This window comes from Pseudomonas sp. FW300-N2F2, from assembly GCF_017351655.1.
Classification (GTDB): domain Bacteria; phylum Pseudomonadota; class Gammaproteobacteria; order Pseudomonadales; family Pseudomonadaceae; genus Aquipseudomonas; species Aquipseudomonas fluorescens_AA.
The window spans coordinates 2,947,652-2,969,011 of sequence record NZ_JACNDQ010000001.1 but is presented as its reverse complement, the minus strand read 5'-3'; the positions used below and the strand labels follow the sequence as shown (position 1 = coordinate 2,969,011).

The following is a 21,360-nucleotide window of genomic DNA, read 5'->3' as shown; positions in this document are numbered from 1 at the left end:
CAAGTGCTTTCGGTCGATCCTAGGGCGATGACAACGCCTTGAAAAATGCTTTATTTTGGCAACCTCATGTCTTTTTGTTATGGGTTGGTCCGCACCATGAATCTCCGTCAGTTGGAAGCCTTTCGCGCCGTCATCCTGGGCCAGACCGTGACCCGCGCCGCCGAAATGCTGCACATCTCACAACCGGCGGCGACCCGGCTGATCGCCAGCCTGGAAGAGGACATCGGTTTCAGCCTGTTCGACCGGGTCAAGGGACGGTTGCAACCTACCGCCGAGGCCATGACGCTGTATCAGGAAGTGCAACGTTCGTTACTGGGCGTGGAACGCATCGCGCGCACCGCCCAGGACATTCGCACGCTCAAGCGCGGTTCGCTGCACATTGCCTGTGCACCGGCCATGGGCCTGTCATTCCTACCTCGGGCGATTGCCGCGTTCATGGCCGAACACGATCAGGTACAGATCTCGCTGGTGGTGCATTCGTCCCGGGAAGTCGTGGACCTGGTGGTGGGTCAGCGCTGCGACCTGGGCCTGATCGTATTGCCTAATACGTACCCAAGCCCCCGCGCCGAAAAACTGCTGGCAACGCGCATGCTCTGCGCCCTGCCCGCTGGCCATCGCTTGCAGGACCAGGCGACGATCCGCCCGGAAGACTTGCAAGGCGAACCGTTCATTTCCTACCCGCAGTCGATTGCCTCGCGCCAACACATCGATGCGATCTTCGCCGCCCATGGCGTAGACCGAGAGCTGCGGCTGGAAACCCAACTCTCGCTGCCTATGTGCGCATTCGTCGAACAAGGCTTGGGCGTGGCATTGGTGGACGCCATCAGTGCCGTCGAGTACCGCGGCCAGGGCATCGTCTTCCGGGCCTTCGAACCAGCGATAGAAATGGACTTCAGCATGCTCCTGCCCATCCAGGGGCCGGTTTCCAGGCTGCAAGCCAGCTTCCTGGAGCACATGCAGCGATTCATTGAGGCGCAGGTGCCGGCGGCCTACCGGTTCTGACGCGCTCGTAAACCGGCAATCAATGGATCCACTGAAGAAGCCAATCATCCATTTATCCAGCAAAACCGTTGACAAGGAAATTAGTTAAGAGAGTTAATGGATCCACAGACAAGAACAACATCCGCCTGGAGATCCGTCATGTACCCCAAAAACGCCTGGTACGTTGCCTGCACCCCCGATGAAATCGCCGACAAACCCCTGGGCCGGCAGATTTGCGGTGAAAAGTTGGTTTTTTACCGGGGCCATGAAGGCAAGGTCGCAGCCGTGGAAGACTTCTGCCCCCATCGCGGCGCCCCGCTCTCCCTGGGCTACGTCGAAAACGGCAACCTGGTGTGCGGCTATCACGGCTTGGTGATGGGCGCTGATGGCAAGACCGTCGAAATGCCGGGGCAACGGGTACGGGGATTTCCCTGCAACAAGACCTTCGCGGTGCAGGAACGGTATGGCTTCATCTGGGTCTGGCCCGGTGACCAGGCGCTGGCCGACCCGGCACTGATCCATCATCTGGAATGGGCTGAAAGCGATGAATGGGCCTACGGTGGCGGCCTGTTTCACATCCAGTGCGACTATCGCCTGATGATCGACAACCTGATGGACCTGACCCACGAAACCTACGTCCACGCCTCGAGCATCGGCCAGAAGGAAATCGACGAGGCGCCACCAGTGACCACCGTCGAAGGCGATGAAGTGGTCACCGCCCGCCATATGGAAAACATCATGGCCCCGCCGTTCTGGCGCATGGCCCTGCGCGGCAACAACCTGGCCGATGACGTGCCGGTGGACCGCTGGCAGATCTGCCGCTTCACCCCGCCCAGCCATGTGCTGATCGAAGTGGGCGTGGCCCATGCCGGCAACGGCGGTTATCACGCTGCGCCGCAATTCAAGGCGTCGAGCATCGTGGTGGATTTCATCACACCGGAAACCGAGACCTCGATCTGGTATTTCTGGGGTATGGCCCGGCACTTCCAGCCGCAGGATGAAGCCCTCACCGCGTCCATTCGCGAAGGCCAAGGCAAGATTTTCAGCGAAGACCTGGAAATGCTCGAGCGCCAGCAGCGCAACCTGCTGGACCATCCGCAGCGCAACTTGCTCAAGCTCAACATCGATGCGGGCGGCGTGCAGTCCCGGCGGGTGCTGGAACGCTGGATCGCACGTGAGCGCGAACCTCAAGCCGGCTTGATCGCCAGCAGCCAGCAGCCGCAACTGGCGGAGCAACGGCCATGATCGAAGTCCAGGTCACGGCGCGACACCGCGAAGCCCTCGATATCTGCAGCTACGAGTTGACCCGCGTCGACGGCGAGCCATTGCCGGCCTTCACCGCTGGCGCCCATATCGATGTGCACTTGCCCGACGGGCTGATTCGCCAATACTCGCTGTGCAATCATCCCGAAGAACGGCATCGCTACCTCATTGGCGTGCTCAAGGACCCGGCGTCCCGCGGTGGTTCGCGCAGCCTCCATGAGCTGATCCAGCCAGGCGTGCGCTTGCGCATCAGCGAACCACGCAACCTGTTCTCCCTTGCGCCCCACGCCCGGCGCAGCCTGCTGTTTGCCGGAGGCATCGGTATTACGCCAATCCTGTGCATGGCCGAGCACCTGGCCCAGAGCGGTGCAGCGTTCGAGCTGCATTACTGCGCCCGCTCCCGAGACCGTGCTGCCTTTGTCGAACGCCTGCGCCAGGCCCCTTACGCTGACCGGGTGTTCCTGCATTTCGATGAAGAGCCAGAAACCCTGCTGGACGCCGCCAGCGTGCTGGCCACACCCGATAACGACCTGCACCTCTACGTGTGCGGGCCCGGTGGTTTCATGCAGCATATCCTCGACACCGCCAAGGGTCAGGGGTGGGAGGAAGACCGCCTGCACCGCGAATACTTCGCCGCCGCCCCTGCCGACACCCGTGCCGACGGCAGCTTTTCAGTCAAGCTCGCCCGCACTGGCCAGGTCTTCGAAGTGCCGGCGAACCGCAGTGTGGTGCAGGTGCTGGAGAGCCATGGCATCGAGATCCCGATCTCCTGCGAACAAGGCGTGTGCGGCACCTGCCTGACCCGCGTGCTGGAAGGCGTGCCGGAGCATCGGGACATGTTCCTGACCGAGACTGAACAGGCCCTCAACGACCAGTTCACACCGTGTTGCTCCAGATCGAAGACCCCGGTGCTGGTGCTGGATCTCTGACGCCGAATACTGTGGGAGCGAGCTTGCTCGCGATGGCGTCGGCTCAGCAGCATTGGTGGCGACTGATACACCGCTATCGCGAGCAAGCTCGCTCCCACAGGGGAGTTGTGGTGAGTAAAAATCCTGCAATCACCCGAAAAACCATTGTGGGAGCGAGCTTGCTCGCGATGGCGCCGGCTCAGCAGCATTGGTGGCGACTGACACGCCACTATCGCGAGCAAGCTCGCTCCCACAGGGGAGTTGTGGTGAGTAAAAATCCTGCAATCACCCGAAAAACCATTGTGGGAGCGAGCTTGCTCGCGATGGCGCCGGCTCAGCAGCATTGGTGGCGACTGACACGCCACTATCGCGAGCAAGCTCGCTCCCACAGGGGAGTTGTGGTGAGTAAAAATCCTGCAATCACCCGAAAAACCATTGTGGGAGCGAGCTTGCTCGCGATGGCGCCGGCTCAGCAGCATTGGTGGCGACTGACACGCCACTATCGCGAGCAAGCTCGCTCCCACAGGGGAGTTGTGGTGAGTAAAAATCCTGCAATCACCCGAAAAACCATTGTGGGAGCGAGCTTGCTCGCGATGGCGCCGGCTCAGCAGCATTGGTGGCGACTGACACGCCACTATCGCGAGCAAGCTCGCTCCCACAGGGGAGTTGTGGTGAGTAAAAATCCTGCAATCACCCGAAAAACCATTGTGGGAGCGAGCTTGCTCGCGATGGCGTTGGCTCAGCAGCATTGATGGCGGCTGACACACCACTATCGCGAGCAAGCTCGCTCCCACAAGGGATCTGGGTAAGAGAAATTCTGCCGGGCGAGCTACTCCGAACGCAGAATCACTGTCATCCGCTCGTCAGCCAGCGTCGAGCCGAACACTTCGGCGTAACGCAGGGTCGCATTGGCATGCTCGCGCATGATCGCCTCGGCACGGCCGCTCTGGCGATTGATCAGTGCGTCGAACACCGAATGGTGTTGCATGTGGGCATAGTTGAAGCGGCGAAACTCGCCGGCCATGTTCTGGCGATCCACCGCCAGGGCGGTGACTGAAGCGAAAGGCAGATGATCGTTGCGAGCCAGGGCGTCGGCGATCGCCGGGTTGTGGCTACCTTCGACGATCACCTGATGAAAGCGCATGTTGAGATCGTGATAGACCTCCAGGTCATCCTCGGTCACATAACCTTTGGCGAACAGTTCATCCCCCTGCACCAGGCATTGCTCGAGTATCGCGCGCGCTTCTTCAGACAAGCCATGCTCGGCCGTCTGCCGTGCCGCCAGGCCCTCCAGCACGCCACGTACCTCCACAGCCCCGGCGATTTGCTCGGCACTGACCGAACGCACCTGAAAACCTCGCCCGCCAAAGCGCACCAGCAACCCTTCCTGCTCCAGGGTGCGAAACGCCATGCGCACCGGCATGCGCGACACGCCGAACAACTCAGCCGTGGGAATTTCCATCAAGCGCTCGCCAGCGGCCAGCTCACCCGAGGCGATCATCTTGCGCAGCGCAACCAGCACCGTTTGGCCGGGCTTACTCATCCAGGCGATTCCAGAGAAAAGAAGCCGTCATAGTAGAAGGCCTGGCGCAACGTGTCACGGCAGTGCAAGGCCTTGATAAAAGCCAGTGGTTCAAATGCCCGCCAATTCCCGCAACTGCGCCAAAGTCTGCTCGTCCAGGCTAATCCCCTGCTCATTGGCCTTGCTGCGCTCGCGATGACGACGATCTCCCGGCAACCGCCGCAACCCGACGCCATGCATCTGCCTGACCAGTTCCCGGCTGCGCTCGGCGAAGTCTTGCCCGGCGGCCTTGCTGGGGTCGATCACGATCAACAACTGGCCAGTCCACGGCGTCTTGGCGCCCGGATGATTGCTCCAGTCGAACTCGAAGGAAAAATTACCCCCGGTCAGGGCCGCCGCCAGCAACTCGACCATCATCGACAGCGCCGAGCCCTTGTGCCCGCCAAACGGCAGGAGCGCTCCGCCTTCGAGAATCGCCTTGGGGTCGCGGGTCGGTTGGCCAAGGCTGTCCACGCCCATGCCTGGCGGCAACAACTCGCCCTTGCGCGCAGCAATCTGCACGTCACCGTGGGCGATGGCGCTGGTGGCCAGGTCGAAGACAATCGGCTCACCGTCGGCCCGTGGTGCGGCGAAGGCAATGGGATTGGTGCCGAACAGTGGCCGGTCCGCGCCATGGGGCACCACGCAGGTCATGCTGTTGACCACGCTCAACGCCACCAGGCCTTCGTAGGCAAACGGCTCGACATCCGGCCAGAGCGCCGCGAAGTGATGGGAGTTGCGAATGGCCAGGACAGCGATACCGGCGCTGCGGGCCTTTTCCACCAGCAGTGGCCGCGCGGCAGCCAGGGCTGGCTGGGCAAAGCCATTCCCGGCATCCACCGCGACGAACCCTGACGCCACGTCTTCGACTACCGGCACGGCCTTGCCGTTGACCCAGCCGCTGTTCAGCGTCGAGACGTAACCGGGAAGGCGAAACACCCCATGGCTATGGGCACCGTCGCGCTCGGCCCCGGCGCAGTTTTCAGCCAGGCACCGGGCGACTTCGGTCGACGTGCCATGACGCAGGAAAATTTTCTCCAGCAAGCTCACCAGAGCATCGAAGGACAGGGTGCAAGAAGCGGCATGATCGGATGGCGCAGACATCTGAAGCTCCGGAATGATTGTTGGAGGTAGCAACAGCGTAAAGGACCCGCCCGGTGATTAAACACTGTTTCAGGCGCGCACTGTCAATCCTTCCCCACTGCCGATCAAAGAAGCCCGGCGTGCAATAACTATGTACCACCTTTGCCCATCCATCGCTGCCTAGTCTGAGCGCTTGCGCCCCTTTCACGGCGCCTTGATCGAGAAGCAACGATGACCACTGAAACCACGCCACTGCTATTTCCCGAGGTATTGAACGCCACTCGCCTGGACCAATTGACCACTCCCCACGGGCTGACCCAGGCCGATCTCGACTGGTTGCACCATGTCTCCCTGCCCAGCCATGCGCAACGCGCGGCGCAGATACCGCCGATGTCCGCCGAAACGATTCTGCTCCAGGCCGAGAACAAGGCGCCGATTCCATTGGCCGGCTGCTTTACCCTCAAGGCCCTGCCAGATACCGACGGAACCGACCACAAGCCTGCGTTCCTTTACACGCCGGACGGGGGGATCACCCAGTTCAACGACCCGCAAGCCCTCGAAAACAAGATCGATGAAATGCTGCAGGACACCGCGGGGCGCGACGATCTGTTTCGCTACCTGTCGATTTCCCAGCGCAGCGAACTGAACAGCACGACCGACATCACACGAACCAGCCAGATCATCAACGAAGACGTTTTCGAGGCGCAGATCGAATCCATCGAATACGCCCAGCGCCTCAATGCCCTGGCCATGGTGGATGAGCTGATCAAACTGCCCACACTGACCTCGATGCTTGACCAGGCATTGAACGAGCGGCTTCCCAACTTCGATCAACGACAGGCCCGCGTGGCGTTGCGCAAGGGGCCCCCACTGGGCGACACCCTGGCAATCCCGGTGACTGAGAGCATTGCGCTGAGCGACGCCGTGCTGGTGTACTTCCACCATCAGGGTTGGCCTGCCGGCCATGACGTCGACCTGACGCACCCCGGTACGAGCGCGCACACGGCGCAACAATGGGAAGACATCATCAAGGCCACGGCCAGGAACCTGATCCCCAAACTCAGCCAATGCATCAGTGCCTACTGGGAGGCGAACAGCCCCTTCCACCTGTCGCGCCGCCACTTTCTTGCCCGGGTCATTCGTGACGCGCTGCGGGCCGCGATCCTGATCGAGCGCGAAAAAGGACAACTGACCCAAGCCCAAAGCCAGGAGCTGCTTCGACTGTTCAGGCCTTCGCGCCGGGAAGAGCCACTGCTGTTCATCGAAACGATTCGCCTCTGGGAATATGCACCGCGTTTTGTCGAGCTGGCGGGTTCGTTGATGATCAGCGGCAAGGATCATTATCTCTACACCCCCAGCCACGGCCTGCAGAAGGTCGCCAACTACCTGGGTTTCAAGGATGCGCTGCTCAAGCCCGCCGCCACAGTCGAGCCCGGGCAAGCGCTCTACAACCTCTTGAGCCTGGAAGAACGCAACCGTTTTCTGCGCTTCGACCAACCGCAAGTGTCGGGCGAATCGGTGAACTTGCCAGTGGCCGAATCCCTGGCTGACGCGATCATTGCCAAACAGCTGGACAACTTGCACTACGCGTTGGAAATGTCCCGCCAGGGCGACGTCAACCTCCATTCACTCATCGACAAGACGCTGGATATCCGCGCCTTGATCAACAAAAGCCTGCTGGATCAGAAAACCGATGGGCATTGGGGCACACGACCGGTGTTTTACGGAGACCTGCGACCGTCCAACTTCATGGCCGACCAACTGGAAAGGAAGATCAAGAGCTACACCGATGTCGAAGACGCTTTTCACACCCACTTCATCAAGCTGCCGCCCGCCAACACGGCCTCGCTGCACAGCGGGCTGGACAAGCTGCTGCCTGAACTGACCAACGTCTTCTCACTGGGCCTGCGCGCCGAGGCCGAACTCAGGGAGCGTGACGCAACGCTGCCGGCCGCCGCCCATGACTTGATCAGGAACGTTTTCGCCTACGACGCCGACTACCCGGACCGCACCCAGCGCCCGGGCGTCAGAGGCTTTCGACCGGATGTCTATTCGTTGAAGCTGACGTGTCGTATTGAAGAGCGCGTGATTTCCCTACGCCTGGCCAACTGTTTTTTAATGACCGAGCGCGGCGGCCTGGATACCCCCTACTCGGGCATGGCCATCCTCTGGTCCCCCGCCGGCGGCCTGCAGGCTTTTGCGAACGTCGACCTGGCCACGGAGCAATTGAACAAAAACCTGCTGGACACTGGCAAACGCTTTGCCTGGCTCTCGAACCTGGCGCCCGCTCACCGCATACCCCACGGACGCTACCAACTCCAGGCCTATGAACTGCTGGAAGACAATGTGCTGGTGAATCGGATGAATTCGTTCATCGAACAGTTCAAGACCGAGCGCAATTACTTGAGCACATTGAAGGTCGGGGATTGGAAACTCAGCGGATCGGCGTTGCGCAACAGCCTCGACGCCTTGCTGGCCAAAGGCGCGCCCACCAATCTGAAGCGCGCCGTGGACATCGCCCAAGCCAACCGGCGACAACAGACACTGCCCGCCTGGCTCGGGACGGCGTCCCTGGAAGATCGACGCCTGCATATCGAACTGCTCGAGCAGTACAAGAACAGCGTGGTCGATGCCAAGGACTATCTCGACGGTATCGAGCCATTGCGCACCTACGTGCATAAAAAGCTCAAAGCGTTGCTGGACGCACGTTTCCCTGGAAAAAACCTCGACCCCGACACCCTCCAGATCACACCGAACCTTGCCGTCGTGGGGCCGGCCAGCGCGTTGACCGACTTTGCCTTGCATCATGTCGATGTGACCCGAAACGGCTTCAAGATTTCGTCAACCTCCACGCACAAACTGCCTGACGGCTTGAACGAGATGGCGGTCAGGCAAATATTATCGTCATTGGATATTTCCACCGCCTATAAAGCACAGGTCATGGACACGCTGTCCGGCTCTGCCGCGCCGGTCTTGCAAAGGAAACGACGGTTCCGCCGACAACTCCCCTGGCAACTGCTGCAACACGCTCACGCCCGGCACCTGCAGCAACATCTCTCCAGCAAGGCATTCGACCTGATTCGCCAGGTACTGGACATGCCGGACGCCATCGCCCGTAGCGCGGTCGAAGGCGCCAGCGCAGTGTTTCGCCCAGTGGAACTGATCAAGACCGGCGGCGCGGCAGCGGTCAAGGCCCTTGGGCTTTACCTGGTGGGTTCGAGCGCCCAGGCAACCACCCCCCTTGTCCTGTACGCCCCTTATCACTCCGGTCATTGCTTTGCCGAATTCAAGGACGAAGCGAGTGTGGTCGCGGCCTTCAACACGCCCGGCGCGCTCCAGGATTTGCTGGTCCGCCGGCTTCCCGAGGACCAGCAAGCCATTTTCAAGAACCTGTTCGCTTCGACACTCGGGCGCCTTTCGGAAATCACCCTGGGTTCCAACCCTGTTCGAACAAACCTGCTCGACACATTGTTCGATGACAACACGAGGTTGCTGGCAGAGTTGTTGGGTTCCCAGGCACAGGACAAGCGCCAATTCGACTGGAGTACCGTCTTGCACCTGTTCAGCTCGGGCATCCGGTTAGTGGGAAGACAGTTGCCAGGCAAACTGACGTTCATAGAAACGCTGTGGGACAGTTACCAGGACTTCAAGGCTTCTTCCGAGGCCCTGCAAGCGCGTGACTGGCAAGCCGGCTTGCACAACTTCATCGCCGGCGCCGCCGAGATGGTCTCGCTGGGCCTGCTCAATCGCGACGATACATTCGGTCTGCTCGATCCCGTTGAACCCGCCTTGCCAAGTGTCCCGTCGACGCTCAACTGGAAGGACATCGCTTCCACCGGCCAACCGCGTACCGACCTGGGCGTCTTCGGAGCCACGGGCGTCAGTCTGTCCAACCTGCAAAAAAACCTGGTTGATGGAACTTACAAGGCCATGGAAAACGGCAAGCTTTATATCCCCTTGGCCGGCAAAGTCTTTCAAGTGGCAAAAGCCGGCCAAACCTGGCGAATCATTCATGAACACGGTGAAGGGCCGTTATTGAAAAAGTCCTCGGATGGCCGGACATGGGGGATCGACCCACAACGCCAAGCCATCCGCTTTGGCAAGGCCGGGTCGAAGATGGCCATCACCTATAGCGACTTCAAAGCCAAAGGTTCACTGAATATTGAAGCGCGAGGCATGACGGAAATACGCCGGAAATATCAGCATCGGGCAAATGCGATCGTGCAGGCCCTGGAGACCGCACGGTTCTACTCGTTCAATGCCCTCCACAACCTCCATCAACTCAAGCAACAGGTTTTTCCGGGCTCTCGACTGGACCACTACCTGAAATTGTTTTTTGGTGTCAGCAGCGTCGACGCCAGTCTTATCCGCAAAATAGAGACGGCGATCTCGCCAATATGCCAGGCATTGGCCGATCCCACCTGGGAACTGCAAAACGCGAACCGCATCGTTGTCGGCCACCTCAAACACCTGGAGGACAGAGCCACTGCATTCGTGCTCGAACCGGCCGCCGTTGGAAGAATCTACCTCACACAATTCTTCTTCGACATGGGATTGGATTGGTACAAGGCCGTCGTCCCCGACACCTTTAATGTCGACGCCCATGCCCAGGCAGCGACCTTCATCCATGAAATCTCCCATCAGCTGCTCGATACCTTCGATATCATCTATCTGGACGCGGTACTGCCATTCCTCGACTTGATTTCAACAGCGACTTATCCAGGGCAAGTGCAATACACCAAGCAAAATGACCTGCAACTCAACGGACTTTCGTTGACCACCCCAAAATCCAAACTGTTCACGCAATGGGATAGCGCAGAAAACACCTACAAGAAGTTGGAGCTGCTGCCTTTATACAAAGAAACAACCCGGGAGATCCTGAAGATCACTGGCGCCAAAACCATGGACATCGCCCGCGATGATTTTCTGGATCCGATTTTGCCGGGCAAGCGCATCGACGTCATACTCCGCAACGCCGACTCGATCACGCTATTGATTTGTGAATTAGGACGGCAACTCGATGCGAGTCCCTCCCGGCAACTTGCCGTGCCGTGAGTTGCACAAGAGGGGGTTGTTGATCTTTTTTTCACGCAAAGTATGCGACGCTAGGCTACGACTGATGTTTGAGCGAAAAAAACAGGCTCATTGATGCGCAAACGCCATGACGGCAGTTCTCGGCAGCTCATGCCGAAGGTTAGAATGCGGCAAACCAGGACGAATCAATGACCGAACATACCCTCTCGGAAGCCGAATACGACGCCATTACCGATGCCGCAGCCCATTGGTGCATGCGATTGCATGCCGTCGACTGCACCGATGCCGAACGGCAGGCATTCAAGCAGTGGCACGATGCCGATCCCCTGCATGCGTTCGAATATGAAGCCATGCTGGAAATCTGGGATGTTGCCGATCATCTGCCGCGTGTCGAGGCCGCAGCCGCCACTCCAGCGCCCAGGCCCCGGTCGCGCTGGAGCCGGTTGGCTGTCGCTGCCGCAGTGTTCGTCGTCGGCCTGCCCCTGGCCGCCTACACCGGCTGGAACCTGGACTGGATCGCCAACTCCTACCAGCGGTTCGAAGCCGGCACGAGCGTGCGCCATATCACCCTGAGCGACGGCAGCCAGGTGGAACTCAACCTGGGTAGCGAGCTGACCTTCGCCAACTACAAGAACGAGCGCCGGGTAACCCTGGAAAAGGGCGAGGCGTTTTTTGACGTCAGCCATGACAAACAGCATCCGTTTGTCGTGCGCGCGGGCCAAGGCCAGGTGCGTGTGACCGGTACTCGCTTCAACGTCTGGATGTACCAGGACCAGGTGCGGGTCACGCTGGTGGAAGGCTCGGTCAGGGTCACCAGCAACCAAGCCCTCACGCGTAACGGCCTGCAACTTTCGCCAGGCATGCAGGCGAGCTACAAGGCGGGCGACCATCAGCCCCAAGTCCGCGAGACAGCCCCGAACGACAGCTCGCTGGCGTGGCGCAACGGCAAGCTGGTGCTGGATGACCTCGCACTGAGCGATGCGCTGCCGCTGATCAACCGCTACCTCGAGCGTCCCGTCATGCTCGCTGACAACAGCACCGGCGGCCTGCGTGTCGGCGGTGTCTACAACATCAGCGAAGTACAGAACCTCGTGACTTCATTGCCCAAAGTCCTGCCGGTCTACCTGACCCAGAACAAGGACGGCAACCCGGTGCTCAATTCCATCGGGCAGCGGCCGGTCCAATAACTGAAAGTCTCCCTGTGGGAGCAAAGCTTGCTCGTGATAGCGGTGGATAGATCTGCCTCGTTCTGGAATGTACCGCCCTCATCGCGAGCAAGCTCGCTCCCACATTGGACGTGTGGGCCGCCCCCCCCTGTGGGAGCGAGCTTGCTCGCGATGACGCCCGCAAGCACAACAGCGGTTACTGCGTCGCCACCCTGCCCGCCTCATCACGCTCACGGATAATCACGGCCTGATAATGCGGATCGGCCTTGATCTGCTGTTCGGTGAAAGGCAGCACACTCCACTGCTTCTGCGAAAACGCCTGGGTCTGGTCGGTCGAATACGGTGAAGCGGGGTCGCTGGAAATGGAAAACGCCAGCAACCCCTGGGCTTGCGGACCTTTACCGTCAAATGTCACCACTTGCAGGTAGCTGGTACCGCTGACCACCTCCCGCTTGCCGTTCGCTCCTGGCACGCTCTGGATCGCGTTATAGATGCCCAACTCCCCGGGGCCGCCGTGGATCGGCGTCTGTCGGCTGCCGCTGCTGGCCACCTGGACGTCTTGCCATAGGCTGTCCTTCGACAACCCCGCAACCTTCACCGCCTCCACCGAAGCCAGCATGGCCTCGCGCACAGCCTTGAGCACCGGCGGTCGCTCGATCGCCAGGCCGCGCGGTGTGCGTTGCGGGTCTTTGGGATCGAACGCAACGCGCCATGAATCCGGCACCGCCTGCAGATGTTCCATGATCTGCTGGAAATACACGAACCCCAGACCGCTGTTCAGGCCGGCCTTGCGATCCCAGGCCTTGAGGCTGGCACAGGCCTCGGCCAATGCCGACGCATCGCCCCCCAGGTCACCGGTGCAAACGCCGAGCAGGTCCGGCATCACCTGGTCAGCCAGGTAAACCTGATCGTCCATGACCATGCGCTGCAAATCCTCCACCTTCACCGGCCCATCCTTGGCCAACTGGCCCACCCGCTCCAGCGCAAAACGCGCCCGCAGGCCCAGCGGCTGGCCTTGCTGGCTGATCACCGGGGAATAACCGGACAACGGCTGCGCAGGGTTGACCATCCAGGCCGAATCGTTGGAGTTCTGCACGTAATCGCGGCGCAGCAACTGCGGAAGCTTGTCGGCGGCATAAATGCCTTTTTGCACTGCGTTGGAATCGCTGCCCCAGGCACATTCGCTGCGGCTGCCATCCAGCACGATCAGCTGCAATCCGGCCCTGGGATCGCTGCACCGGGCCAGCTTGTCGGCGTCGACGTTCGGCACCACCGACACGTTCATGTAGAGGCTTTGCCCCTGGTCGTCCACCGCCAGGGTATTGACCCAGGGAATGCCTTGGATCTTATGGACAGCGTCCTGCAAATCCTTGAGGGTGACGGCCTTGTTCATGGCGTACCACTGGGCCAGCACGCGATCGTTTTCCAGGTTCGCGTCCCGCAGGCTGTAGGCGAACTGGTTATCCCAGTCCAGCCGGCCGGGCCATTGCACGATCGGGCCGAACTGCGAGCCATAGACCACGGGAGAAACCGTCTGTACCTGGCCGTCGGGCTGCCTGATGTCCACCGCGACCGTCTGCTGGCTCATCGGCACGGATTTGCCATCGAGCAGGTAGCGGGTCGGATCCTTCGGGTCGAGCTGCAGCCGGTACAGGGTGAAATGCTTGGAACTGTCGACGGTGTGGGTCCAGGCCAGGTGCTGGCTGAAACCGATGTTGATCATCGGCAGGCCTGGCAGCGCCGCGCCCATGACGTCCAGCTTGCCGGGGATGGTCAGGTGCATCTGGTAGAAACGCATGCCGCCCACCCACGGAAAATGCGGGTTCGCCAGCAGCATCCCGCGACCGTTGAACGAACGCTCACTGCCGATGGCCAGGGCATTGCTGCCGCGTTCCAGGGCAAAACGCTGCTGCCGGGTGGCGGCGGCGACGAAACCGGCGACCGGGGCGTCCGCGCGTGCCGTCGCCTGGGGCGGTTGCGCCCCAGCCAGGGCTTCGGCGAACTGGCCGACGCCGCCTTCCACCAACAACCGACGGGTCAATTTGACCAGGTCCAGCGCGGTGATCGGCCGCACCCAATCGCTGGCGCATTGCTCGGGCAGGCCCTTGGCCTTGCGCTCGGCCAACGCGCGGTTGTAACCCGCCGCATAACCTTCGACCAGTTGTTGCACTTGAGGCGTCTGGGCCTGCCAGAAACCGGAGACCGCTTGCGGCGTGTTGAGCCAGCTGAAAAACAGATCGCTGACGCGGTTCTGCCGCTGCTCGACCGTGACCTGCTCGGGCCCGAAATAACGCGAGCGCTGGGCATTGACCGTGACGATCTCATTGGCCAGCAGGCACAGATTGTCCTGGGCGTAGGCATACCCGATGCCATAACCCAGCCCACGCTCGTCCTGAGCCCGGATATGTGGCACGCCAAAACGGGTGCGACGGATCTCGGCACTGGCCTGTTGCCCATCGTCCTGTGCGCTGACCACGGGGCTGAGCCCGAGGGCGATCCCTAGAAAAGCACCTGCAAGGCCAACCCTCGATAACTGCCCGGACATTCTCACGTTCACTCCTGATGAAAACTGCAGAAACCAGGACGGCTACCGGTGCGCCAGTAGAAAAGCACTCGGCCCGCCTGGGAAATCACACGCCGTGTGCTGAACCGGAATGTGCCTACCTTGAAAACGAACCGGATGAAAAAAAATTAATGGCCGGATGCCGCTTGAATACGGGGGTTTGACGAAGCAGGGGCAATTTTTTCACATCACCGCCCTCATGATTGCGCATCCTCGTTCGTCCTATAACAGGAGAGTATTCGTGACCTTTTCTGATCTGGCTGGTAAGGAGTTTCTGCATGCGTAACGCGCAACTGCCCATGGAGGGCAAGCCAAGGCCGACTGGCGTCTCGCTGAGCGCCACCCACCGTGAATTCGAGAGGCCGCCAGAGCGCGGCGGCAATGACCACATCAGGCGCCTGCTCAAGAGCTTCGGGCTCAGGACCAGCCTGATTCGCCTCAAAGTCATCGACGCGTTGCTCAAGGCCGCACACGAAAACCGCTGCCTGGGCGTGCGTGGTGTGCACAGCCAGTTATTGGGGCTGGACATTCCGTTGTCCTTTCTCAGCGTGCGCGAGGTGCTGAAGCGCCTGTGCAGCGAGGGCGTCGTGACCCTCAACCCCGATAAAAGCTACCGCCTGCACCCCAGCGCGATGGCCGTGCTCGAGGCCGAGGAATGAAAGCGGCGCTCAGGGCTTGACCTTGCGCCGCATCACGCCGTTGATCACCACCACGATGACCGCCACGGCAATGGCGATGTATTGAAACAGCTGCTCGCTGATCATGCCCTTGCCCTGCATCCAGGACAACCCGAGCATGATTGCCAGGACGACGAGGACGATCAGAATCGAGTATTTCAAACGTTGCGAATGAGTCATTGCCAATTTCCTGAATGTATCCGTTCTGTATCCGAAGGCTTGCCGATCCATACCTCATCTACCGGAATGACGACTCACCAACGGGGCCCCATGGTACAGCCGAAGGCGCGTCTTCGTGCAATCCGCTCGTTTTATTCCTTGGCTACCGACACCTAAAGCTGCGTCCCGCCAGGCCGATATATACGGAACTGCCCATTCGCCAGTTCCAGAAAATCGCCTTCGTGCAAGGATTCCTCGTATGCCCTCACTCCGAACGATCCAGGCTCGCTATACCCTGTTTCTGGTTATTTTCATGCTGGTGTTGTCCCTCCTGACCGTGGTGGGCATCAGTTACCTGGTCGCGCCCAAGCTGCGCCAGACGGAAGAGCAAGTGGCACTTAACCGCATCGCCGAGGTTGCCGAGCAGATCCAGGGCGAACTGAACAAGGTGCAGGCGCAACAACGCAGCATTACCCAGACCATCCCGCTGCTCGACAGCGATGCCATCGACAAAGTGTTGCCGGGGCTGGTGGACCAGTACGGCGAGCTGAAAGTCTTCGGCGGCGGGATCTGGCCCTTGCCCAACCAGCGGGCCGAGGGACGCAGTAAATTCAGCACGTTCTGGCACCGCGATGCGTCCGGCAAACTGGTGGTCAATACCTTCTGGAACAGTGACGCCGCGCCCAACTATTACGAACAACCCTGGCACAAGGGCGGCATGGCCACCCCACCGGGCAAATGCGCCTGGGCCGCGGCCTATAAAGACGACGCCAGCGCCGAACCACGCACCAACTGCGCCATGGCCATCCAGAAAAACGGCGTGCCTTACGGTGTTTCCACCATCGACGTGACCCTGGGCTTCTTCAATGAGCTGGTGGCACGCAAGGAAGCCGACCTGAGCGCCGAGATGCTGATCGTCGAAGGCGACGGCAAGATCATCAGCAACAGTTCGCGCATCAGCGGTCCGATCGTGCTGAAGAACATCAGTGAACTGGCGGCCACCTCGCCATTCGCCGCCCAGGTCAAGGCGGGCCTGGCCAAGCGCGATCAGCCGCTGCAACGTGTGGAGTTCGACAACAAGGGCGAGGCCAGTACCTTCTTCATGCGCCCTATCGAAGGTTCGCCGTGGTTCCTTGCCACCGCATTGCCGACTCGCCTGATCACGGCCCAGCGCGATGATGTACTGAGCACGCTGAGCCTGCTGCAGATCCCGATGGTGATCCTGCTGGTCTTGATGCAGCTTTACGCGATCCGCCAGTTGACCCATCGCATGAAGGTCCTCAAAGGCAACATCGACGCCCTGTCCACTGGCGATGCCGACCTGACCCGACGCATCACCATCCGGGCCGAGGATGAACTGGGGGCGATCGGGCACTCGGTCAACCGCTTCATCGCTTACCTGCAAGGCATGATCGGTGAAGTCACCCAGGCCACCGGCGCCATGGCGTCGAGCCTGGGCGATCTGCAGCGGACCTCGGCCCACACCAGCGAAATCCTGATGCGCCACGCCTCGGAAACCGACCAGACCGTGACCGCCATCACCCAGATGAGCTCCACGGCTGAAAGCGTCGCGCAAAACGCGGCCGAGACTGCGGCGTTCACCCAACGCGCCAACGAGCATGCCGATCGCTCCCGCGTGGTGGTCGGTGAGGCCTCCAACAGTGTGGTGGCCTTGATCGATGAAGTGGCCAGCGCCACCCGCAAGGTCGAGAGCATGCAACAGGACGCTCAGCGCATCACCGAGATCCTCGGTGTGATCGGCGCCATCGCCGGGCAGACCAACCTGCTGGCGCTCAACGCCGCCATTGAAGCCGCCCGTGCTGGCGAGCAAGGCCGTGGTTTTGCCGTGGTGGCCGATGAAGTCCGCGCCCTCGCCGCCCGCACCCAGGCCAGCACCTCGGAAATCAACGAAATGCTGACCCGCCTGACCCAAGGCGTGAGTTCGTCGGTCTCGGCCATGGAAAACACCCAGGCCAGTTGCCAGTCGGCCGCCGACGCGACCGCCCGCGTCAACTCGGGCCTGGACGAAATGGCCGGCTCGGTTAGCCAGATCAACAGCCTGAGCACCCAGATCGCCACGGCCGCCGAGCAACAAAGCGCGGTGACCGAGGAGATCAATCGCAGCATGGTGCAAATCCGCCACATGGTTGAGGAACTGGTGGAAAGTGGCCTGGCCAGCGAAACCAACACCCGGCAACTGCTGGAAGCCAACACACGGGTGAATGCGATCATGGGGCGGTTCAAGGTTCGCTAAAACCTCACCATCCCCCTGTGGGAGCGAGCTTGCTCGCGATAGCGTCGGATCAGCTACAAAGTAGTGACTGACAAACCGCTATCGCGAGCAAGCTCGCTCCCACAGGACTGCATTCGCCCTCCCAACCTGACAATTCTGTAATCCCCGCCTCAGCCCCCTGTCAGCTCGTGCTCGCTACTCTGTTATCCTTGCGCCAAACCGTTCGACACGAGACCTCCTTCATGGCCAATCCCCTGCACCTGCTCGCCTTGAGCGCCCTGTTCATGACCACCCTGGCCCAGGCCGCCGAACCGGTCACCATCGATGTGCACCGTGACGCCAATTGCGGCTGCTGCAAAAAGTGGATCTCGCATTTGCAAGAAAACGGCTTCAAGGTCAACGACCATGTCGAAGCCGACATGAGTTCGGTCAAGCAACGCCTCGGCGTGGCGCCAAACCTGCGCTCCTGCCACACCGCCGAAATCAACGGCAAATTCGTCGAGGGCCATGTCCCGGCCGACCAGGTGCTGGCACTGAGCAAGCGCGATGACTTGCTCGGTGTGGCCGCACCGGGCATGCCCATGGGCTCACCCGGCATGGAAATGGACGGCATGAGCGACGCTTATCAAGTGATCGGCCTGAAAAAAGACGGGACCCAAACCGTGGTGGCGGATTACCCCGCCCACTGATGGGCCAAGCCTATATCGGCTTGTTCCTGGCGGCATTTGGCGCGGCGACCTTGCTGCCGCTGCAATCGGAGGCCTTGTTGGTCGGCCTGTTGCTCAGCGAGCACTATGCTGTCTGGCTGTTGCTGGGGGTCGCCACGCTCGGCAACGTCCTGGGTTCGCTGGTGAACTGGTGGCTGGGCACGCGCCTGGAACACTTCAAGGACCGGCGCTGGTTTCCGGTCAGCCCGACACACCTGGACAAGGCTCGCGTGCATTACCAGCGCTTCGGCCGCTGGTCGCTGCTGCTCAGTTGGTTGCCGATCATCGGCGATCCGTTGACCCTGGTGGCCGGGGTAATGGGCGAGCCATGGCGCCGCTTCCTGCTGATCGTGACCGTTGCCAAAGGCTTGCGCTATGGCGTCCTCGCCCTGGCCACGCTGGGCTGGATGGGTTGAACATTCGGGCCGTTCGGTTGCCTGTGGTTAATGTCGCCATAATCGGGTCGCGCCAGGATCGGCGGCGGCCACAAGGAGATTGACCATGTCCCGAACCCCCACGCGCTGGTTGCCCAGCCTCTTGCTCAGCGCCGCCCTGCCCTTGCTCGCCCAGGCCGCCAGCCCGCCGGAAGGCCCGGCCTACGGCGCCCAGTTGGAGGGCTTCGAATACCCCTATACCCTCAAGCACTTCGCCTTCCAGTCCCAGGGCCAATCGTTGCAGATGGGTTATATGGATGTGCCGGCCCAGGGCAAGGTCAATGGCCGCACCGTGGTGCTGATGCACGGCAAGAATTTCTGCGCCGCCACCTGGGGCGATTCGATCAAGGTGCTGAGCGAAGCCGGGTACCGGGTCATCGCCGCGGACCAGGTCGGCTTCTGCACATCGAGCAAACCTGAGCATTACCAGTACAGCTTCCAGCAACTGGCGACCAACACCCAGGCCTTGCTCAAGGCCCTCGGCGTACAGAAAGCCATCGTCCTCGGCCATTCCACCGGCGGCATGCTCGCCACTCGGTACGCCTTGCAGTTTCCCGATCAGGTCGAGCGCCTGGCGATGGTCAATCCCATTGGCCTGGAAGACTGGAAAGCCTTGGGCGTGCCCTACCGCACCGTGGACCAATGGTACGCCCGTGAGCTGAAAGTCACCGCCGAGGGCATTCGCAATTACGAGCGCACGACCTATTACGCCGGCCGCTGGAAACCTGAGTTCGACCGCTGGGTGGACATGCTCGCCGGCTTGAACAAGGGCCCGGGCCATACACAAGTGGCGTGGAACTCGGCGCTGATCTACGACATGATCTTCACCCAGCCGGTCTATTACGAGTTCAAGGACCTGACCGTACCCACCCTGTTGTTGATCGGTACCTCCGACACCACCGCCATCGGCAGCGACATCGCGCCGCCTGCGGTAAAGGCCAGACTGGGCCACTACGAGGTATTGGGCAAGCAGACCGCCGGGCTGATTCCCCGCTCGACCCTGGTGGAGTTCCCCAATCTGGGGCATGCCCCGCAGATGGAAGAGCCGGATCGGTTCCACAAGGCCCTGCTGGGCTGGCTGGACAAACCCATTCCCTGACGAGGTGTTCCATGGCGGTGCAAATAGCAGTCATAGACGATTGGCAAGATGTGGCACGCGGTGTGGTGGACTGGTCGGTGCTCGACAGCGTCGGCCAAGTGACCTTTCTCCACGACTATCCCGCCGACCGCGACACCCTCGCCGAACGCTTGCAGCGCTTCGAGGTGATCTGCGTGATGCGCGAACGCACCGTGTTCGACGAAGGCCTGCTGCGGCGCCTGCCCAATCTCAAGCTGCTGCTCACCGGCGGCATGCGCAATGCCGCCCTGGACCTGAAGGCCGCCGCCGAGCTGGGCATCCAGGTGTGTGGCACCGACAGCTACAAGCACGCCGCGCCCGAACTGACCTGGGCGCTGATCATGGCCCTGGCCCGCAACCTGGTGCAGGAAGCCAACGCCTTGCGCGCCGGTCTGTGGCAACAAGGCCTGGGGGGTGACCTGCACGGCAAGACGCTGGCGATCCTCGGCCTGGGCAGCATCGGTACACGGGTAGCGCAGTTCGGCCAGGTGTTCGGCATGCGAGTCATCGCCTGGAGCCAGAACCTCAGCGCCGAACGGGCCGCCGAAGTGGGCGTGACCTACGTCAGCAAGCAGGCGTTGTTCGAACAGGCCGATATTCTCTCGGTCCACCTGGTGCTCGGCGAACGCACCCGCGGCCTGGTGGATGCCCAGGCGCTGGGCTGGATGAAACCCGAGGCGCTGCTGGTCAACACCTCCCGCGGGCCGATCGTCGATGAAACCGCCCTGATCGACGCCCTCCAGCACCGGCGCCTGGCCGGTGCCGCCCTGGACGTCTTCGCCCAGGAGCCCTTGCCTCTGGCCCATCCATTCCGCACCCTGGAGAACGTGCTGGCCACGCCTCATGTGGGTTATGTCAGCCGACAGAATTACCAGCAGTTCTACTCCCTGATGATCGAAGACCTGCTGGCCTGGGCGGCGGGCCAGCCGATTCGGTTGCTGACGCCGGCGGGCTGACCCCGGAGGAGCATCCCCACTTTTTCTGTGGGAGCGAGCTTGCTCGCGATGGCGGAGGATCAGTTACAAGGTTTGTGACTGACATACCTCTATCGCGAGCTCGCTCCCACAGGAAATAGCGTGCCTCCAAGGATGTTATTAGCCATCAAAACGCCTCTACCCCGCCCGCCCTCCAATGGTGCATCACGCCATTCCATCGCGCACGCCAATGAACCAACGCCCTCCCCCTACACTTTTTTCTTTGCAGGAAACTGCACTTCGTCGGTGCGTACTCCCCTTCGTCGTGTAAGACATTGCCGCCAAAAAACGTGATTGTCGGACAATGCGACGAACCGAGACGCGCCGCTCTAGGATATGACCTAGACTGCCAAACCGGGGAGAAAACCGACCGGTCATCCAGACGGAAAAAAGTCGAAACTTTTCGCAACGGCGACAGGTCAGGTTAGAGGTAGGGCAACAGCGACTGGTGCAGTCCTTGCACTGGTCATTGCAACAGCTCCTTCAGCTGATTCGCTTCG

The 21,360-nt window shown here is 61.0% G+C and carries 16 protein-coding genes; 12 read left to right on the top strand and 4 right to left on the bottom strand.

All coding sequences use genetic code 11. The features are described from left to right. Positions 1-96: 96 nt before the first annotated feature. The 4 genes from J4E63_RS12805 (at position 97) to J4E63_RS12790 (ending at position 3,904) form a co-directional block, all read left to right on the top strand. A complete protein-coding gene (locus J4E63_RS12805) occupies positions 97-1,002 on the top strand; it encodes a LysR substrate-binding domain-containing protein (RefSeq protein WP_060743205.1) in 906 nt (301 codons plus the stop codon). Between the two features lie 138 nt (positions 1,003-1,140). Then, positions 1,141-2,226, top strand: coding sequence for an aromatic ring-hydroxylating dioxygenase subunit alpha (locus tag J4E63_RS12800; protein WP_207282188.1), 1,086 nt, complete (start codon positions 1,141-1,143; stop codon positions 2,224-2,226). Beyond that, on the top strand, positions 2,223-3,173 hold the full coding sequence (locus J4E63_RS12795; protein WP_207282187.1) for a PDR/VanB family oxidoreductase: 951 nt from the start codon (positions 2,223-2,225) through the stop codon (positions 3,171-3,173). The genes J4E63_RS12800 and J4E63_RS12795 overlap by 4 nt, the downstream gene beginning before the upstream one ends. Before the next feature lie 110 nt (positions 3,174-3,283). Then, positions 3,284-3,904, top strand: a complete 621-nt coding sequence (locus J4E63_RS12790) for a hypothetical protein (protein WP_207282186.1) — start codon at positions 3,284-3,286, stop codon at positions 3,902-3,904. Between the two features lie 77 nt (positions 3,905-3,981). Here the strand turns inward: J4E63_RS12790 and J4E63_RS12785 are convergent, their stop codons facing one another. Both J4E63_RS12785 and J4E63_RS12780 read right to left on the bottom strand, forming a co-directional pair. Beyond that, positions 3,982-4,695 (bottom strand): GntR family transcriptional regulator, encoded by a 714-nt coding sequence (locus J4E63_RS12785; protein WP_003202123.1) that lies wholly within the window; start codon positions 4,693-4,695, stop codon positions 3,982-3,984. Between the two features lie 90 nt (positions 4,696-4,785). Further along, positions 4,786-5,817: an Ldh family oxidoreductase gene (locus J4E63_RS12780; protein WP_207282185.1), complete on the bottom strand. Its 1,032-nt coding sequence runs from the start codon at positions 5,815-5,817 to the stop codon at positions 4,786-4,788. Positions 5,818-6,027: 210 nt separating this feature from the next. On the opposite strand from J4E63_RS12780, the gene J4E63_RS12775 reads away from it, so the two are divergent. Both J4E63_RS12775 and J4E63_RS12770 read left to right on the top strand, forming a co-directional pair. Further along, positions 6,028-10,851: a dermonecrotic toxin domain-containing protein gene (locus J4E63_RS12775; protein ID WP_207282184.1), complete on the top strand. Its 4,824-nt coding sequence runs from the start codon at positions 6,028-6,030 to the stop codon at positions 10,849-10,851. Positions 10,852-11,018: 167 nt separating this feature from the next. After that, positions 11,019-12,017: a FecR family protein gene (locus J4E63_RS12770; RefSeq protein ID WP_207282183.1), complete on the top strand. Its 999-nt coding sequence runs from the start codon at positions 11,019-11,021 to the stop codon at positions 12,015-12,017. A gap of 175 nt (positions 12,018-12,192) precedes the next feature. On the opposite strand, the gene J4E63_RS12765 is transcribed toward J4E63_RS12770, so the two are convergent. Then, complete coding sequence (locus J4E63_RS12765) at positions 12,193-14,541, bottom strand: acylase (protein WP_207282182.1); 2,349 nt, start codon at positions 14,539-14,541, stop codon at positions 12,193-12,195. Positions 14,542-14,837: 296 nt separating this feature from the next. Between J4E63_RS12765 and J4E63_RS12760 the strand changes: the two genes are divergently transcribed. Beyond that, positions 14,838-15,218 carry a hypothetical protein gene (locus J4E63_RS12760; protein WP_060742244.1) on the top strand — a complete coding sequence of 127 codons (381 nt, stop codon included), beginning with the start codon at positions 14,838-14,840 and terminating at the stop codon, positions 15,216-15,218. A gap of 9 nt (positions 15,219-15,227) precedes the next feature. On the opposite strand, the gene J4E63_RS12755 is transcribed toward J4E63_RS12760, so the two are convergent. After that, positions 15,228-15,416 (bottom strand): hypothetical protein, encoded by a 189-nt coding sequence (locus tag J4E63_RS12755; protein ID WP_042731964.1) that lies wholly within the window; start codon positions 15,414-15,416, stop codon positions 15,228-15,230. A 238-nt stretch (positions 15,417-15,654) separates the two neighbouring features. On the opposite strand from J4E63_RS12755, the gene J4E63_RS12750 reads away from it, so the two are divergent. The 5 genes from J4E63_RS12750 (at position 15,655) to J4E63_RS12730 (ending at position 20,842) form a co-directional block, all read left to right on the top strand. After that, the gene (locus tag J4E63_RS12750; protein ID WP_207282181.1) at positions 15,655-17,649 is read left to right on the top strand and encodes a methyl-accepting chemotaxis protein; all 1,995 of its coding nucleotides are present in this window, start codon (positions 15,655-15,657) and stop codon (positions 17,647-17,649) included. A gap of 221 nt (positions 17,650-17,870) precedes the next feature. Continuing rightward, positions 17,871-18,317: a DUF411 domain-containing protein gene (locus tag J4E63_RS12745; protein WP_060742242.1), complete on the top strand. Its 447-nt coding sequence runs from the start codon at positions 17,871-17,873 to the stop codon at positions 18,315-18,317. Beyond that, on the top strand, positions 18,317-18,751 hold the full coding sequence (locus tag J4E63_RS12740; RefSeq protein ID WP_092164390.1) for a YqaA family protein: 435 nt from the start codon (positions 18,317-18,319) through the stop codon (positions 18,749-18,751). The genes J4E63_RS12745 and J4E63_RS12740 overlap by 1 nt, the downstream gene beginning before the upstream one ends. An 85-nt stretch (positions 18,752-18,836) precedes the next feature. Then, positions 18,837-19,868 carry an alpha/beta fold hydrolase gene (locus J4E63_RS12735; RefSeq protein WP_207282180.1) on the top strand — a complete coding sequence of 344 codons (1,032 nt, stop codon included), beginning with the start codon at positions 18,837-18,839 and terminating at the stop codon, positions 19,866-19,868. An 11-nt stretch (positions 19,869-19,879) separates the two neighbouring features. Next, positions 19,880-20,842, top strand: coding sequence for a D-2-hydroxyacid dehydrogenase family protein (locus J4E63_RS12730; protein WP_207282179.1), 963 nt, complete (start codon positions 19,880-19,882; stop codon positions 20,840-20,842). Positions 20,843-21,360: the final 518 nt, after the last annotated feature.